The 12897-nt window shown below is 66.4% G+C and carries 17 protein-coding genes; 9 read left to right on the top strand and 8 right to left on the bottom strand.

All coding sequences use genetic code 11. The features are described 5' to 3' along the window. Window positions 1–32: 32 nt before the first annotated feature. On the top strand, window positions 33–326 hold the full coding sequence (locus tag ACFQU0_RS04145) for an Mpo1-like protein (protein WP_382198929.1): 294 nt from the start codon (window positions 33–35) through the stop codon (window positions 324–326). Between the two features lie 3 nt (window positions 327–329). Here the strand turns inward: ACFQU0_RS04145 and ACFQU0_RS04140 are convergent, their stop codons facing one another. Together ACFQU0_RS04140 and ACFQU0_RS04135 are read right to left on the bottom strand one after the other, a co-directional pair. Further along, window positions 330–758, bottom strand: coding sequence for a response regulator (locus ACFQU0_RS04140; protein ID WP_382198856.1), 429 nt, complete (start codon window positions 756–758; stop codon window positions 330–332). Window positions 759–793: 35 nt separating this feature from the next. Further along, a complete protein-coding gene (locus ACFQU0_RS04135) occupies window positions 794–2005 on the bottom strand; it encodes a YihY family inner membrane protein (protein WP_382198855.1) in 1212 nt (403 codons plus the stop codon). 22 nt (window positions 2006–2027) lie between these two features. On the opposite strand from ACFQU0_RS04135, the gene ACFQU0_RS04130 reads away from it, so the two are divergent. The 7 genes from ACFQU0_RS04130 to ACFQU0_RS04100 all read left to right on the top strand — a co-directional run bounded on the left by ACFQU0_RS04130 (window position 2028) and on the right by ACFQU0_RS04100 (window position 7033). Continuing rightward, on the top strand, window positions 2028–2462 hold the full coding sequence (locus tag ACFQU0_RS04130; protein ID WP_382198854.1) for a DUF2069 domain-containing protein: 435 nt from the start codon (window positions 2028–2030) through the stop codon (window positions 2460–2462). Next, a complete protein-coding gene (locus tag ACFQU0_RS04125) occupies window positions 2459–3877 on the top strand; it encodes an FAD-binding oxidoreductase (protein ID WP_382198853.1) in 1419 nt (472 codons plus the stop codon). The genes ACFQU0_RS04130 and ACFQU0_RS04125 overlap by 4 nt, the downstream gene beginning before the upstream one ends. A gap of 2 nt (window positions 3878–3879) precedes the next feature. Beyond that, on the top strand, window positions 3880–4581 hold the full coding sequence (locus ACFQU0_RS04120; protein ID WP_382198852.1) for a glutamine amidotransferase: 702 nt from the start codon (window positions 3880–3882) through the stop codon (window positions 4579–4581). Between the two features lie 107 nt (window positions 4582–4688). After that, window positions 4689–4988 (top strand): type II toxin-antitoxin system CcdA family antitoxin, encoded by a 300-nt coding sequence (locus ACFQU0_RS04115; protein WP_382198851.1) that lies wholly within the window; start codon window positions 4689–4691, stop codon window positions 4986–4988. Window positions 4989–4992: 4 nt separating this feature from the next. Continuing rightward, window positions 4993–5307: a CcdB family protein gene (locus ACFQU0_RS04110; RefSeq protein WP_382198850.1), complete on the top strand. Its 315-nt coding sequence runs from the start codon at window positions 4993–4995 to the stop codon at window positions 5305–5307. A 1-nt stretch (window position 5308) separates the two neighbouring features. Beyond that, window positions 5309–6127, top strand: coding sequence for a thymidylate synthase (locus tag ACFQU0_RS04105; protein ID WP_382198849.1), 819 nt, complete (start codon window positions 5309–5311; stop codon window positions 6125–6127). After that, a complete protein-coding gene (locus ACFQU0_RS04100) occupies window positions 6128–7033 on the top strand; it encodes a DMT family transporter (protein WP_382198848.1) in 906 nt (301 codons plus the stop codon). A 14-nt stretch (window positions 7034–7047) separates the two neighbouring features. Here ACFQU0_RS04100 and ACFQU0_RS04095 read toward each other — a convergent pair whose 3' ends face one another. The 6 genes from ACFQU0_RS04095 to ACFQU0_RS04070 all read right to left on the bottom strand — a co-directional run bounded on the left by ACFQU0_RS04095 (window position 7048) and on the right by ACFQU0_RS04070 (window position 11995). Continuing rightward, the gene (locus ACFQU0_RS04095; RefSeq protein ID WP_382198847.1) at window positions 7048–8082 is read right to left on the bottom strand and encodes a hypothetical protein; all 1035 of its coding nucleotides are present in this window, start codon (window positions 8080–8082) and stop codon (window positions 7048–7050) included. A gap of 48 nt (window positions 8083–8130) precedes the next feature. After that, window positions 8131–8502, bottom strand: coding sequence for a cupin domain-containing protein (locus ACFQU0_RS04090; protein ID WP_382198846.1), 372 nt, complete (start codon window positions 8500–8502; stop codon window positions 8131–8133). Window positions 8503–8505: 3 nt separating this feature from the next. Then, on the bottom strand, window positions 8506–9078 hold the full coding sequence (dcd, locus tag ACFQU0_RS04085; RefSeq protein WP_382198845.1) for a dCTP deaminase: 573 nt from the start codon (window positions 9076–9078) through the stop codon (window positions 8506–8508). 81 nt (window positions 9079–9159) lie between these two features. Further along, window positions 9160–9777, bottom strand: a complete 618-nt coding sequence (locus ACFQU0_RS04080; protein WP_382198844.1) for a LysE family translocator — start codon at window positions 9775–9777, stop codon at window positions 9160–9162. Window positions 9778–9798: 21 nt separating this feature from the next. Next, window positions 9799–11097 (bottom strand): guanine deaminase, encoded by a 1299-nt coding sequence (gene guaD, locus ACFQU0_RS04075; RefSeq protein WP_382198843.1) that lies wholly within the window; start codon window positions 11095–11097, stop codon window positions 9799–9801. Between the two features lie 55 nt (window positions 11098–11152). Then, entirely contained in the window at window positions 11153–11995 is an 843-nt protein-coding gene (locus tag ACFQU0_RS04070) for a phytanoyl-CoA dioxygenase family protein (RefSeq protein ID WP_382198842.1), read from the bottom strand. A gap of 125 nt (window positions 11996–12120) precedes the next feature. Between ACFQU0_RS04070 and ACFQU0_RS04065 the strand changes: the two genes are divergently transcribed. Beyond that, window positions 12121–12891 carry an AraC family transcriptional regulator gene (locus ACFQU0_RS04065; RefSeq protein ID WP_382198841.1) on the top strand — a complete coding sequence of 257 codons (771 nt, stop codon included), beginning with the start codon at window positions 12121–12123 and terminating at the stop codon, window positions 12889–12891. Window positions 12892–12897 lie beyond the last annotated feature (6 nt).

Here is a 12897-nt window from a genome sequence, read left to right as displayed (position 1 = left end):
CACACGTGACACCCACCGCCGACCCCGCGCACATGCGCAGCTTCGCCGAGTTCTACCCCTTCTACCTGAGCGAGCACAGCAACCGCACTTGTCGGCGCTTGCACTTTGTGGGTTCGACGCTGGGGCTGTTGTGCCTGGGCACGGCCCTGGCCACGGGCAACGCGTGGTGGGTGCTGGTGGGCCTGCTGTGTGGCTACGCGTTGGCGTGGGTGGGCCACTTCGGCTTTGAGAAGAACAAGCCCGCATCCTTCAAGCGCCCGCTCTACAGCTTCATGGGCGACTGGGTGATGTACAAGGACATCTGGGTCGGTCGCATCACGCTCTGACGGTCAGGACTCGGGCGGCAGCACCTGCAGGCCCGGCGGGGCGTCGCTTTGGTTGAGCACGCGGGTGATGCGGGCCTCAAGCTGTGCGGCCGAAAACGGCTTGAGGATGAAGTCCGTCACGCCGCCGCTGATGGCGCTGTGGACCTGCTTGGTGCTGTTTTCGCCGGTGATCATCACAAACGGCAGGGGCGCCAGTTGCGCATCGCTGCGCACCCGCTCCAGCAGCTCACGCCCGGTCATGCGCGGCATGTTCCAGTCGCACAACACGAGGTCAAAGGCGTCGGGCACCTGCTGCAGCAGCAGCCAGGCCTCCTCGCCATTGCGCACCGCGCGCACCTGCTTGAAGCCCAGCGCCTGCAACAGCCGCACCAGGATGCTGCGCATCTCTTCCATGTCCTCGGCCACCAGCACGCGTATCGAAGCGAAGTCCATGCCCGTCCTGCTGAAAATGATGGGCCGATTGTCGCTCAGACCGCGGCATCCAGGGCGGCATCCAGGGCCTGCTGCAGGCGCATCTGGGGCAGCAAACCCTGGTCCCAGATGAAATCGGTCGAGCGACCCGAACCCAGCAGCAGGCGGCGCATCAGCGGCTCCAGCGTGGTGTCGACGGGGTCAATCAGCAAAGCGTAGCCGCCGCCGTCCTCCAGCCGCCCCACCCAGCCCAGTGCGGTGAGGGCATCGAACACGTCCTGCAGTTGCAGCGACTCCACATGCAGGCGGCGCGCCAGGGTGTCCACCTTCACCACCGCGCGGCCACCGCGTCGCGCGATCGCCAGCTGGCGCAACACCTCCAGCGACAGCTGGAACGCCGCGCCGGGCGTGTCACCCCGCCAGGCGATACCGCCCAGCAGCGTGGGCAGGTAGGCGGCAATCACCGCCCCCAGCAGCAGCACCACCCACATCAGGTAAATCCACAACAACAGGATGGGCAGGGCCGAGAAGGCGCCGTACACCGCCGAAAACGTGGGCACGGCCTTGATATAGAGCACCAGCAGGCGTTTGGCGATGTCCAGCCCCAGCGCCACAAACAGGCCACCAGCCACGGCGTGGCGCCAGCGCACCGCCGTGTTCGGCACGTAGTGGTACAGCGCGGCCGCGACCAGCACCGACAGGCCGAAGTCGATCAGGTCCAGCAGCAGTTGCAGGCTGTCGGGCATGGCGGCCACCAAACCGCGCGAGACCGACGCCACATAAGAGGTGAGCGCAATGCTCCCGGCCAATGCCAGCGGCCCCAGGGTGAGCACGCCCCAGTAGATGAGCACGCGCTGCCCGAGCGGGCGTGGCTGGCGCACACGCCAGATGGCGTTGAAGGTGCGGTCGATGGTGAGCACCAGCGACACGGCCGTGACCACCAGCACCCCAAAACCCACCCAGCCCAGGCGGCTGGCCTTGTTGGCAAATTGTGTGAGCGCGCCAATCACCTGTTTGGCGATGGGATCGGGGATGAGGTTGGCCCCCAGCCACTGCTGCAGGCTGACCTGCAATTTGCCGAACATGGGAAAGGCCGAAAACACGGCCAGCACCACGGCAAACAGCGGTACCAGAGAAATCAGGGTGGTGAAGGTGAGGCTGCTGGCGGTGTTGCCCAGGCGGTCTTCGCGGAAGCGCTGCAGCAGCGTGCGCCCGGTGTTGCGCCACGGGAAGTCCTGCAAGGCCCGGATGGCGTCATCGACTTTCATGGGCCGGTATCATGCCACCACGATGACCGAGCCCTCTGTTGCCCACGCCTCTCAAGCTGCGCCCAACGCGCCCGCACACCCCGCCCCCCACATTGCCCAAAGCCGCGCTGCCGCCGTGGCCAGCCTGCTGGGCCTGATCGTGCTGGGCCTGGCCTGGGAGCTGTGGCTGGCGCCGCTGCGCCCGGGCGGCTCGTGGTGGGTCATCAAAATTGTGCCGCTGCTGCCCGCCCTGCCCGGCCTGCTGAAAAACCGCATGTACACCTACCGCTGGCTCAGTCTGATGGTGTGGCTGTATTTCACCGAAGGCGTGGTGCGCGCCACCAGCGAAAGTGGCCTCAGCGCCGGGCTGGCGACCCTGCAAGTGGTGTTGTGTGTGGCGTTGTTTGTGGCCTGCACCCTGCACATCCGCCTGCGCCTGCGCGACGCCAAAGCCTTGAAAACCGACACCGCCGCATGAGCACACTGATCGCCCATCTCCGCAGCACCGTGGGCGCCGCCCACGTGTTGACGCACGACGACCCGGCCACCGACCTGAGCGCGTGGGAGCAGGACTGGCGAAAACGCGCCCATGGCCGCGCGCTGGCCGTGGTGCGCCCAGGCAACACCGCTGAGGTGGCGGCGGTGGTGAAGGCCTGCGCGGCGGCCGGTGCGAGCATCGTGCCCCAGGGCGGCAACACCGGCCTGGTGGTGGGCGGCGTGCCCGACAACAGCGGCACCCAGGTGCTGCTGAGCCTGACCCGCCTGAACCGCGTGCGAGCCATCGATGGCGCCAACCTCACCATGACGGTGGACGCCGGCTGCGTGCTGCAAAACCTGCAGACCGCTGCGGCGCAAGCGGGCTTCCTGTTCCCGCTGAGCCTGGCCGCCGAGGGCAGCTGCACCATCGGCGGCAACCTGGCCACCAACGCCGGCGGCACCCAGGTGCTGCGTTACGGCAACACGCGCGACCTCTGCCTGGGCCTGGAGGTGGTGACCGCCCAGGGCGAGGTGTGGGACGGCTTGAGTGGCCTGCGCAAGGACAACACCGGCTACGACCTGCGCGACCTGTTTGTGGGCAGCGAAGGCACGCTGGGCATCATCACCGCCGCCACACTCAAGCTCTACCCACAGCCGGCCGCAAAACTCACCGCCTGGGCCGCCGTGCCCTCCATGCAAGCGGCGGTGGAATTGCTGGGCCTGGCCCAGCAACGCCTGGCCGCCGGCCTCACCGGCTTCGAGGTCATGGGTCAGTTTGCCCTGGGCCTGGTGGACAAACACTTCCCCCAACTGCGCGTGCCGCTGTGGCAGGACACGCCTTACTGCGTGCTGCTGGAAAACAGCGACTTCGAAAGCGAAGCCCACGCGCGAGGCTTGTTCGAGTCGTTGCTGGAGACCGCGTTCGAACGAGGCACCGTGACCGACGCCGTGGTGGCCGAAAACCTGACCCAGGCCAAAGGCCTGTGGAACATTCGCGAGAGCATCCCGCTGGCCCAGGCCGAGGAAGGCCTGAACATCAAGCACGACATCAGCGTGCCGGTGTCAAGCATTCCCGCTTTTTGCGAGGCGACCGACGCCGAGCTGCAGCGCGCCATCCCTGGCATGCGCCTGGTCAACTTTGGTCACCTGGGCGATGGCAACCTGCACTACAACGTGCAGGCGCCTGAAGGCGTGGACGGCAAGGCCTTTTTGCGTGACGAAGAAGAACGTATCAACACCCTGGTGTTCGACGCCGTGGCCCGCTTTGGCGGCTCCATCAGCGCCGAACATGGCGTGGGCTCCCTCAAGGCGACCAAGCTGCCGCACTACAAAAACCCGGTGGCGCTCAGCCTGATGCGCGCCATCAAATCCGCACTCGACCCCCAAGGCCTCATGAACCCCGGCCGGGTCATCTGAACATGACCGCCTCCCTCACCAAGCCGCTGCTCATCCTAAAGGTGGGCAGCACCCACCCCCACATCGCCGCAGAACTGCAGGACTTCGAACACTGGATTCAGGCCGGCCTGCAAGACCCGGCCCTGCCTGTGACCGTGATCGATCCGCGCGAAGGCCAGGCCTTGCCGGCCCAGGCCGACATTGCCGGCGTGGTCGTCACCGGTTCGCACAGCATGGTCAGCGACCGCGAACCCTGGAGCGAAGCCGCCGCCGCCTGGCTGCGCGACGCTGTGGCCGCCGAGGTACCCGTGCTGGGCATCTGCTACGGCCACCAACTGTTGGCCCATGCCCTGGGCGGCGAGGTGGGCTACCACCCCCAGGGCATCGAACTGGGCACGGTGCCAGTGACGCTGAGTGCCGCCGCGCAGAGCGACCCGCTGTTCGCTGGACTGCCCACCCAGTTCGACGCCCAGGCCGCCCACCGCCAGAGCGTGCGCCGCCTGCCCGACGGCGCCACCCTGCTGGCCAGCAACGATTTTGAACCCCACCATGCGTTTCGTTTTGGCTCGCGTGCCTGGGGCGTGCAGTTCCACCCCGAGTTCGGCGAAGCCGCCACCCACGCCTACCTGGCAACCCTCAACGGTGATGTGCCCGAAGGCGCGGTGCGCCCCACCGGCGTGGCGGCCTCGGTGTTGCCACGTTTTGCGCGCATCGTGAGGGGCTGAGGCACAACAAGCCGTGTCGAATGGCCCAACTGGCTGGCCCCGCAACAGACGCGCCACACAGCCGCCATGCGCATAAAATCTGCGCATTCCATCCGCTGGAGCCCGCCATGATCCACTTCGAGAACGGCCCCAAAAAGGCCACCAACCTCACGCTCAATGCCAAGGTGCTGGAGATGGCCAAGTCCATGGGCATGAACATCTCACAAACGGTGGACGCGCTGCTGGCCAAGGAGGTGGAGCGCCGCTACTGGGAGCGCTGGAACGAGGACAACAAGGAGGCGGTGGCGGCGTACAACGAGCGCATCCGCCGCGATGGCATCTGGGGCTCGCAATACCGCAGCTTTGCCCGCGGCCTGGGCGACGGGCGTGAAGCTGACGAAGCCCCTTCCAGCCAGAAGGCGGCCTGAGCCCATGGCGCGCTACGACGTCTACGCCAACCCCGACAAAACCGAACACCGGCACACCCCTTACGTGCTGGATGTGCAAAACGACCACATCGACGCAGTTGAAACGCGCATCGTGATCCCGTTGCGCGATGCCCGGGAGCACGGTGCCCGGTTGGACCGCATTCACCCGCTGTTCCGCGTTCAAGAGCGCGACGTCGTGCTCGACACCCCCACCATGGCCACGTTTCCGCGCGGCTGGCTGCGCCAACCCGTGGCCAGCCTGCGCAGCGAACAAAGCCTGGTGCAAGATGCGCTGGACGCCCTTTTTGGCGCTTATTGACATGACCCACCCCCGCCCCATCCGCTCCCAATACGAAGACTTCATGCGCCATGTGCACACACACGGTGTGTTCAAGGCCGACCGCACCGGCACAGGCACACGCAGCGTGTTCGGCCACCAGATGCGTTTTGACCTGAACGAAGGTTTTCCGCTGGTGACGACCAAAAAGGTCCACCTCAAGTCCATCATTCAAGAGTTGTTGTGGTTCCTCACCGGCTCCAGCAACAACCACTGGCTCAAGGAGCGCGGTGTCAGCATCTGGGATGAATGGGCCGACCCCGAAACCGGCGACCTCGGCCCGGTGTACGGCGTGCAGTGGCGCAGCTGGCCCACGCCCGATGGCGGGCACATCGACCAGATTGCCGAGGTGGTGAAGACGCTCAAGACCAACCCCGATTCGCGCCGCATCATCGTGAGCGCCTGGAATGTGGCCGAGCTGAGCAAGATGGCGTTGATGCCCTGCCACGCCTTCTTCCAGTTCTACGTGGCCGACGGCAAGCTCTCGTGTCAGCTGTACCAGCGCAGCGCCGACATTTTCCTGGGCGTGCCCTTCAACATCGCCAGCTACGCGCTGCTGACCCACATGCTGGCGCAGCAGTGCGATCTGGCCGTGGGCGACTTCATCTGGACCGGCGGCGACTGCCACATCTACAGCAACCACACCGAACAGGTTGAGTTGCAGTTGAGCCGGGCGCCCTACCCCTACCCCACGCTGCACATCAAGCGCCGGCCGGATTCGATCTTCGACTACCAGTACGAAGACTTTGAGGTGCTGGACTACCAGTGCCACCCGGCCATCAAGGCACCGGTAGCCGTTTAAGTGCTCACCCGCAAGCAACTCTGGGTGCTGGTGGCCCTCACCCTGATGTGGGGTGTCAACTGGCCGATGATGAAGCTCTCGCTGCGGGAGCTGTCACCGCTGTACTTCCGCGCGCTCACCATGACGGGCGGCGCGCTGTGGCTGTTTTTCTTCTTCCGCGCGCGTGGTGTGCGCATGTGGCCACGCTGGTCGACCGGTGGCGGCGAGTGGCGCAGCGTGGTGTGGCTGGGCCTGCCCAACATCCTGGGCTGGCACACCCTGTCCATTCTGGGTGTGCGCGAACTGGCCTCGGGCCGCGCGGCGGTGCTGGGTTTCACCATGCCCATCTGGACGGTGTTGCTGGGCGCGGCCTTTTTTGGCCAGGCCCTGACGCGGCGCGTGCTGCTGGCCGTGGTCGCCGTGAGCGCGGCCATCGCCCTGCTGCTGGCCGACGAGCTGGCCTCGCTTTCGGGCCGGCCCATGGGCATTGTGTGGATGGAACTGGCCGCCATCTGCTGGGCCTTGGGCACGCTGATGATGCGCCGCGCCCAACTGACGCTGCCGGTGGAGGCGCTCACGGTGTGGATGATGGGGACCTCAGCCGCTGCGCTGTGGGTGATGGCTGCGCTGCTGGAACCTTGGCCCAGTTGGCAGTTCAGTCCGGTGATGTGGGCCGCCCTGGCCTTTGGCGTGTTCATCAACTACGGTGTGGCGCAGATCATCTGGTTCGGCCTGGCACGTCACCTGCCCGCGTCCACCAGCGCCATGAGCATCATGGCCATCCCGGTGATTGGCACGCTGTCGGCCACCTTCATCACCAGCGAGGTGCCGGGCTGGCAAGACGCGCTGGCCGTGGTGTGTGTGGTGGTGGCCATTGCCGCCGTGCTGGCGCCTGGCCGCACCACCCAAGCCCGGGCACCGGTTTGACGCGCGCTGGCGCGTCACTGGGCCGGTTCAAGCAACCCTGGGTATTGGCGCAAGAGGCGCTCTCGGCCTTCGGCAAGCCCTGCGCACATGCGCAGCGCAGACACCTCCTGCCCAGGCACGTTTTGCCCGGCCTGCGCCGTTGACGTGGGTTCACACGCCACCCGGCGTGCGTGGTAGGCGGTCACCTCCTCCGGCCTGCCCGCAGGTTGGGCGGCGCGCGCCGCCATCAGGCGCTCTTGAAAGCTGAGGTGCCGATCAAAACAAGCTTGCGCTTGGCCGCCAGGCAACCACAGCGGCGGGGTGCCGTCTTCATACAGACACAGGGTCTGACTTGCGCGGGCTGTCTCCATGCGTTGGGCCGCTTCATGGCTGTCAGCGAACAGCACCGCCGTGTCGTCCGCGTTCAAGTCCCTGCTGGGGTGGTAACGATCGGCCCAGGCCAATGCGCGGGCCTGAAAGTCAGGCGCCTGCATGTCGAGGCGGGTGTAGATCATCAACACCTCGTCGCCTCTGACATCGCCAGGCCGGCTGTGCCCCATCAAAAACGGCTCGGTCACCAGGCCAGACCGGGCGGTCATGGCAATGGGCGCCACCAGCGGCAAGGCAAGAAGCACGGCGGCCACAGGGTCGCGCAGCAACGACAGGCTCGGCCAGCGCGCCGTGACCAACAAAGCCAGCGTCGCATCACACAACAAGAACAAGCCCATCGGGTTGCTGGCCCACTGCCAGCCCGGCCAATTGCCGCCGGAGCGCCACGACACCCACATGCCGTCCAGGCGCAGCAGCCACAGCAGCCCCGCCAGCGCCAGGCCCAGCAGCAAGGCCTGCAAGCGCGCAGCGACGCGGTCGCTGGCGCCGGGGATGAGTTTGACCAGCACCGCGCAAAACACAAACGAGGGCACATGCAAGGCACCACCCGCCACGGGCAACGGCCACAGCAGGTCGGGCAAGGCCGCGCCACCCCACAGGCCCGACCACCCCAGCGCGTGGCCCAGCAGCGCTGGCAGCAACCAGGCCAGCGGCAACCAGATCAACAGGTGGGGGCTCATGCAGCGGTCACGGTGGCCTGTGCAGGGAAAAGCGCCCGGACGACGCGCCTACTCGCAGATGACGTAAATCTTGCTCAAGGTTTCCAGCACCTCGAACGAGCCGGTAAAGCCCGGCGGGATGTGGATGGCCTGGCCTGGCCCGGCCTCCTGCACCTGGCCATCGTCGCCATGCACCCGGCAACGCCCTTCGACCACGGTGAACACCTCTTGCTCGGTCGACCCCATGGCAATGCGCCAGTGGCCGACCTCGCTGCGCCACACGCCCGAGTAGAAACGGCTCGCGCCCGCCAGATCGGTCTCGACCCCGCTCCAGGTGTCGCGGCGGGGGTTGCCACTGATGAGGCGGTCGGTCTGGGGGTGGGACACCTCGGGCTCCCCCGTCACCGGCAAACCGAAGCCGCTGAGTTTCAAGCTGGACATGGCTCAGGCCCTGGGCAGCGTGACGCCGTGCTGGCCCTGGTACTTGCCACCCCGGTCCTTGTAGCTGACCTCACACACATCGTCGGCGTCGCTCTCGAAAAACAGCACCTGGGCACAGCCCTCACCCGCGTAAATTTTGGCTGGCAGCGGCGTGGTGTTGCTGAACTCCAGCGTCACATACCCCTCCCACTCGGGCTCGAACGGGGTGACGTTGACGATGATGCCGCAGCGCGCGTAGGTGCTTTTGCCCAGGCAGATGGTCAACACGTTGCGCGGAATGCGGAAGTACTCCATGGTGCGCGCCAACGCAAAGCTGTTGGGCGGGATCACACAGACATCCTTGTTGATGTCCACAAAGCTGTTTTCGTCAAAATTCTTCGGGTCCACCACGGTGCTGTGGATGTTGGTGAACACCTTGAATTCGGGCGCGCAGCGGATGTCGTAGCCGTAGCTGCTGGTGCCGTAGCTGATGACCTTCTGGCCGTTCACCTGCCGCACCTGGCCCGGCTCGAACGGCTCGATCATGCCGTGCTGCTCGGCCATGCGGCGTATCCACTTGTCGCTCTTGATGCTCATGGGGTGTCTTTGCGTGTTGCGGTGTGCGGTGGCCACGATTGTAGGCACAGCGCCTGCCTGCCGGCGCCCCGCGCACAGACCTCAGGCCGCGCGTTTGGCCATGGCCAGGCCCAGGCCAAAAGCCACAAACGTGGTCCCTGCGAGCCGGTTCACCTGGCGCCCACCGCGTTCCGTTCGCAACCACCGCTGGGCGCCACGTGCGAACAGCGCGTACCCCGAATGAATCAGCACCACCAGGGCGCTGTAGGTCATTACCAGCGACACGAACTGCGGCGCGTAGGGCTGCGCCGGATCGATGAATTGCGGAAACACAGAGAGAAAAAAGAAGATGGCCTTGGGGTTGGTGAACTGCAAAGACAGCCCCTCGGCAAACCGCCGCCCAAAAGACCCAGCGGGCGACGACGAGGTGGTGAACACAAAGGGCGGTGAACGCCAGAGCTTGATGCCCAGGTAAATCAGGTAGGCAGCACCGACCAGCTTGAGCACAGTGAAGGCCAGCGCAGAGGAGGCCAGCAGCGCACCGGCGCTGGTGGCAGACACTGCCGCCACCACCGAGGCGCCGGTGGCAATGCCCATAATGCCACCCAGCGCCGGCCTGAAGCCAAACCGCAAAGCATTGCTCAGCGTCATCACCACGCCAGGGCCGGGGCTCAAAACGGTCACGGCGGCCATGGCCACAAACAAGGCGTACAGCTTCATGTCGGGAGGCAGGATAAAGTTTCAGCGCCCAGCGATCACCGTGCGCTCGATCAGCCGGTCGTCGCCCAGCACGATCAATGCGAACAGCAATTCCTCCAGCGAGTTGGCCTGCGCCGTCTTGCGCGCCAGCAGCGGCGTGGCGTCGGGGCGGATGACCACGAAGTCGGCCTCGTGTCCGGGCGTGAGGTTGCCCACCACACCGCCCAAACCGAGGGCGCGCGCGGCGCCGGCCGTGTGCTGCCACCACAGCTGCGAGGGTTTGAGGCTGATGCCCTGCTTGAAGGCGCCGCCACCGGTGACGCCCGCGCGGCCCACGTGGTAGGCCGCCAGCATGGTGTGGAAGGGGCTGAAGCTGGTGCCACCGCCCACGTCGCTGGCCAGGCCGTAACCCATGCCGGAGCGGTCGGCCGCGACAAAATCGAAAAAGCCGCTGCCCAGGAACAGGTTGCTGGTGGGGCTGACAGCCGCCACCGCGCCGGTGTCGCGCATCAGCGCGCGGTCGTTGTCGTCGAAGTGGATGCAGTGGGCGTAGACCGCGCGTTCGCGCAGCAAGCCAAATTCGCGGTACACGTCAAGGTAGGAACGCGCCTGCGGGTACAGCTCGCGCACCCACTTCACTTCGTCCAGGTTCTCGGCCACGTGCGACTGCACCCACACGCTGGGGTGGGCTGCGGCCAGCTCGCCCGCGCCGCGCATCTGCGCATCAGAGCAACTGGGGGCAAAACGCGGTGTGATGGCGTAGCCCAGACGGTCCACGCCGTGCCACTTGCGGATCAGGGCCTCGGTGTCGAGCAGGCTTTGTTCGGTCTGGTCGCGCACGCCGTCGGGCGAGTGGCGGTCTTGCAGCACCTTGCCAGCAATCAGGCGCAGGCCACGTGCTTGTGCCTCGGCCATGAGCGCATCGACCGACTGGGGGTGCGACGTGGCGAAGCTCAGTGGCGTGGTGACACCGTTGCGCGCCAGTTCGTCGAGGAAGAAACGCGCCACATCGGCCGCATAGGCCGGGTCGTGAAAGCGAGATTCGTGCGGGAAGGTGTAGTTCTCAAGCCAAGGCAGCAGGCCCTCGGCGGGCGAGCCGATGACGTCGGTCTGGGGGTAGTGGATGTGCAGGTCCACGAAGCCGGGCGCGATCAAGCGGCCCGGCAGGTGCTCGATGGCGACGCCGGGGAAGCGGTCCTTCAAAGCGTTGAAGTCCCCTGCGGCGCGCACCACCTGTTGGCCCTGGGCGTCGGGGCCGACCACCAGCAGACCATCGGCGTCGTACAAGGGGGTGTGGTCGTCGTCGGAAAAGCGCAGCAGCGCGGCACGGTAGGCTTTCATGACGGCGAGCGTAGCGCAAGACCGCCGCGCCGACATGCGCCACGCGGCATAGTGGCTATAGGGCTGGGGGCCACAGCAGGGGGAACAGCGGGTGGTCCATGGGCGCGCCGGCAGGCAATTCGGCCTCCAGGCCCGGAAAGGCCGGCGAGGTCTTCCAGGGCCGGGGCGCATGCCGCATGTCATCGCCCAGCATGCGCACCGAGAACACGCGCCGGCGCCGGCCCGGCTCCACGCCGGCCGAGGCGTGCAGCGTCAGCATGTTGAAGGCGATGGCATCGCCCGGCTCCACCGCCCAGCCGACGATGTCATGGGCGCTGCGGTTGGCCTCGATGTCGGGCAAGTCGGCCAGGCTGCCCTCGGGGAACCACTTGGCCTCGTGGGTCATGAAGGAACGCGGCATGAGCCAAGGCCCCTTGTGCGAACCCGCCACAAACTCCAGGGTCGCTGGCCGCGACACCGGATCGACCGGTATCCAGAAGCTCACGTTCTGGCTGCCTTCGACGTTGTAGTAAGGCTGGTCCTGGTGCCAGGGGGTGCGCTGCACCGTGCCCGCTTCCTTGGTGAGCATGTGGTCGTGGTAGAGCCGGACCGTGGCGCTGCCGGTGAGCCGTGCCGCCACGGCGGCCAGGGCGGAGGTGGTGATGACCTCGCGGTAGGCGGCGTTCTCCTGCCAGTTGCAGAAGTCTTCGATGAACAGCCCAGGGTCGTCCGGCCGGCTGGCCACCTTGGCGCGTGGGCTGGGCGCAGTCAGGTTGGCATCGAGCCCTTCGCGCAAGCGCTGCACCTCGTGCGGTTTGAGCACGCCACGCAGGCACACCACGCCGTCGCGCTCAAAAGCGTGGGCGAGTTCGGGCGATACCACGGCATCGACGAAGGCATTGGCTGGGGAAATGTTCATGCTGCGTGTCTCCTCAGGGTCAAAACGACCGGTTGGCGGCCGGTTGGATCGGATGACGCAGTCTAATTTGTCTGCCTGTATTCAAATACGCTGGTTCAGACAACCCGTGAAGCGATAGCGACAACATGACCCCGCCCGCCCCCGCCCCCGCCCCAGCACTTGAATTCAAGGTCGTCCACGTGCGTGCCGGCCATGAGGATGCGCCCGCCACCCACGACACCGGGCAGTTTGTGCACGCCATCTCGGGCGTGATCGAAGTGGGTATGGCCGGGCGCGTGCTGCTGGCACCGCCGCAATACGGGGTATGGATTCCACCGGGGCTGGAACACGTCTCCAGCAACCGCCACGAGGCCAGCTACGCCACGCTGTACGTGCCACCGCCGTGGTGCGCCGAACTGCCTGCCCAAGCCTGCACCTTGGCGGTGAACCCACTGATGTTGGCCCTGCTGGACAGCTTGCGCGAAGGCACCACGGCGTGGCTGCACACGGCCAAGGCGCAGCGCCTGTTGTGGGTGCTGCTGGACCAGCTGACCGAGGCGCCGCCGCACGACAGCTACCTGCCGATGTCGCAAGACCCGCTGCTGGCGCAGGTGCTGCACGCGCTGCAGGCCCAGCCTTGGGACACACGCTCACTGGCAGACTGGGCCAGCAGCGTGCACACCACCGAGCGCACCCTAGCACGCCGCTGCCAGCGCGACCTCAACATGCCCTTCAACGAGTGGCGCCAACGCCTCAAGGTGCTCAAGGGCATCGCCCTGCTGGAGGCGGGCCACGCGGTCAAACGCGTGGCCATGGACCTGGGCTACAGCGCGCCGTCGGCTTTCATCAGCATGTTTCAGCGCCAGGTGGGCCTCACCCCGCAGGCCTACATGCAGCACAAGCGGGGATCGCGCTAGGTGGCG

Source organism: Hydrogenophaga defluvii (genome assembly GCF_042665235.1).
Lineage (GTDB): Bacteria > Pseudomonadota > Gammaproteobacteria > Burkholderiales > Burkholderiaceae_C > Hydrogenophaga > Hydrogenophaga defluvii_A.
Note: the sequence above shows the minus strand (reverse complement) of the source record. Positions and strands in the feature narration are given on the sequence as shown.

What these genes read in the sequence shown, in the direction of transcription:
- ACFQU0_RS04070 (WP_382198842.1), bottom strand. Translation starts at nt 11,995, where the DNA reads ATGAACATTTCCCCAGCCAATGCCTTCGTCGATGCCGTGGTATCGCCC.
- ACFQU0_RS04140 (WP_382198856.1), bottom strand. Translation starts at nt 758, where the DNA reads ATGGACTTCGCTTCGATACGCGTGCTGGTGGCCGAGGACATGGAAGAG.
- ACFQU0_RS04080 (WP_382198844.1), bottom strand. Translation starts at nt 9,777, where the DNA reads ATGAAGCTGTACGCCTTGTTTGTGGCCATGGCCGCCGTGACCGTTTTG.
- dcd (WP_382198845.1), bottom strand. Translation starts at nt 9,078, where the DNA reads ATGAGCATCAAGAGCGACAAGTGGATACGCCGCATGGCCGAGCAGCAC.
- guaD (WP_382198843.1), bottom strand. Translation starts at nt 11,097, where the DNA reads ATGAAAGCCTACCGTGCCGCGCTGCTGCGCTTTTCCGACGACGACCAC.
- ACFQU0_RS04065 (WP_382198841.1), top strand. Translation starts at nt 12,121, where the DNA reads ATGACCCCGCCCGCCCCCGCCCCCGCCCCAGCACTTGAATTCAAGGTC.
- ACFQU0_RS04095 (WP_382198847.1), bottom strand. Translation starts at nt 8,082, where the DNA reads ATGAGCCCCCACCTGTTGATCTGGTTGCCGCTGGCCTGGTTGCTGCCA.
- ACFQU0_RS04120 (WP_382198852.1), top strand. Translation starts at nt 3,880, where the DNA reads ATGACCGCCTCCCTCACCAAGCCGCTGCTCATCCTAAAGGTGGGCAGC.
- ACFQU0_RS04090 (WP_382198846.1), bottom strand. Translation starts at nt 8,502, where the DNA reads ATGTCCAGCTTGAAACTCAGCGGCTTCGGTTTGCCGGTGACGGGGGAG.
- ACFQU0_RS04105 (WP_382198849.1), top strand. Translation starts at nt 5,309, where the DNA reads ATGACCCACCCCCGCCCCATCCGCTCCCAATACGAAGACTTCATGCGC.
- ACFQU0_RS04145 (WP_382198929.1), top strand. Translation starts at nt 33, where the DNA reads ATGCGCAGCTTCGCCGAGTTCTACCCCTTCTACCTGAGCGAGCACAGC.
- ACFQU0_RS04110 (WP_382198850.1), top strand. Translation starts at nt 4,993, where the DNA reads ATGGCGCGCTACGACGTCTACGCCAACCCCGACAAAACCGAACACCGG.
- ACFQU0_RS04135 (WP_382198855.1), bottom strand. Translation starts at nt 2,005, where the DNA reads ATGAAAGTCGATGACGCCATCCGGGCCTTGCAGGACTTCCCGTGGCGC.
- ACFQU0_RS04125 (WP_382198853.1), top strand. Translation starts at nt 2,459, where the DNA reads ATGAGCACACTGATCGCCCATCTCCGCAGCACCGTGGGCGCCGCCCAC.
- ACFQU0_RS04115 (WP_382198851.1), top strand. Translation starts at nt 4,689, where the DNA reads ATGATCCACTTCGAGAACGGCCCCAAAAAGGCCACCAACCTCACGCTC.
- ACFQU0_RS04130 (WP_382198854.1), top strand. Translation starts at nt 2,028, where the DNA reads ATGACCGAGCCCTCTGTTGCCCACGCCTCTCAAGCTGCGCCCAACGCG.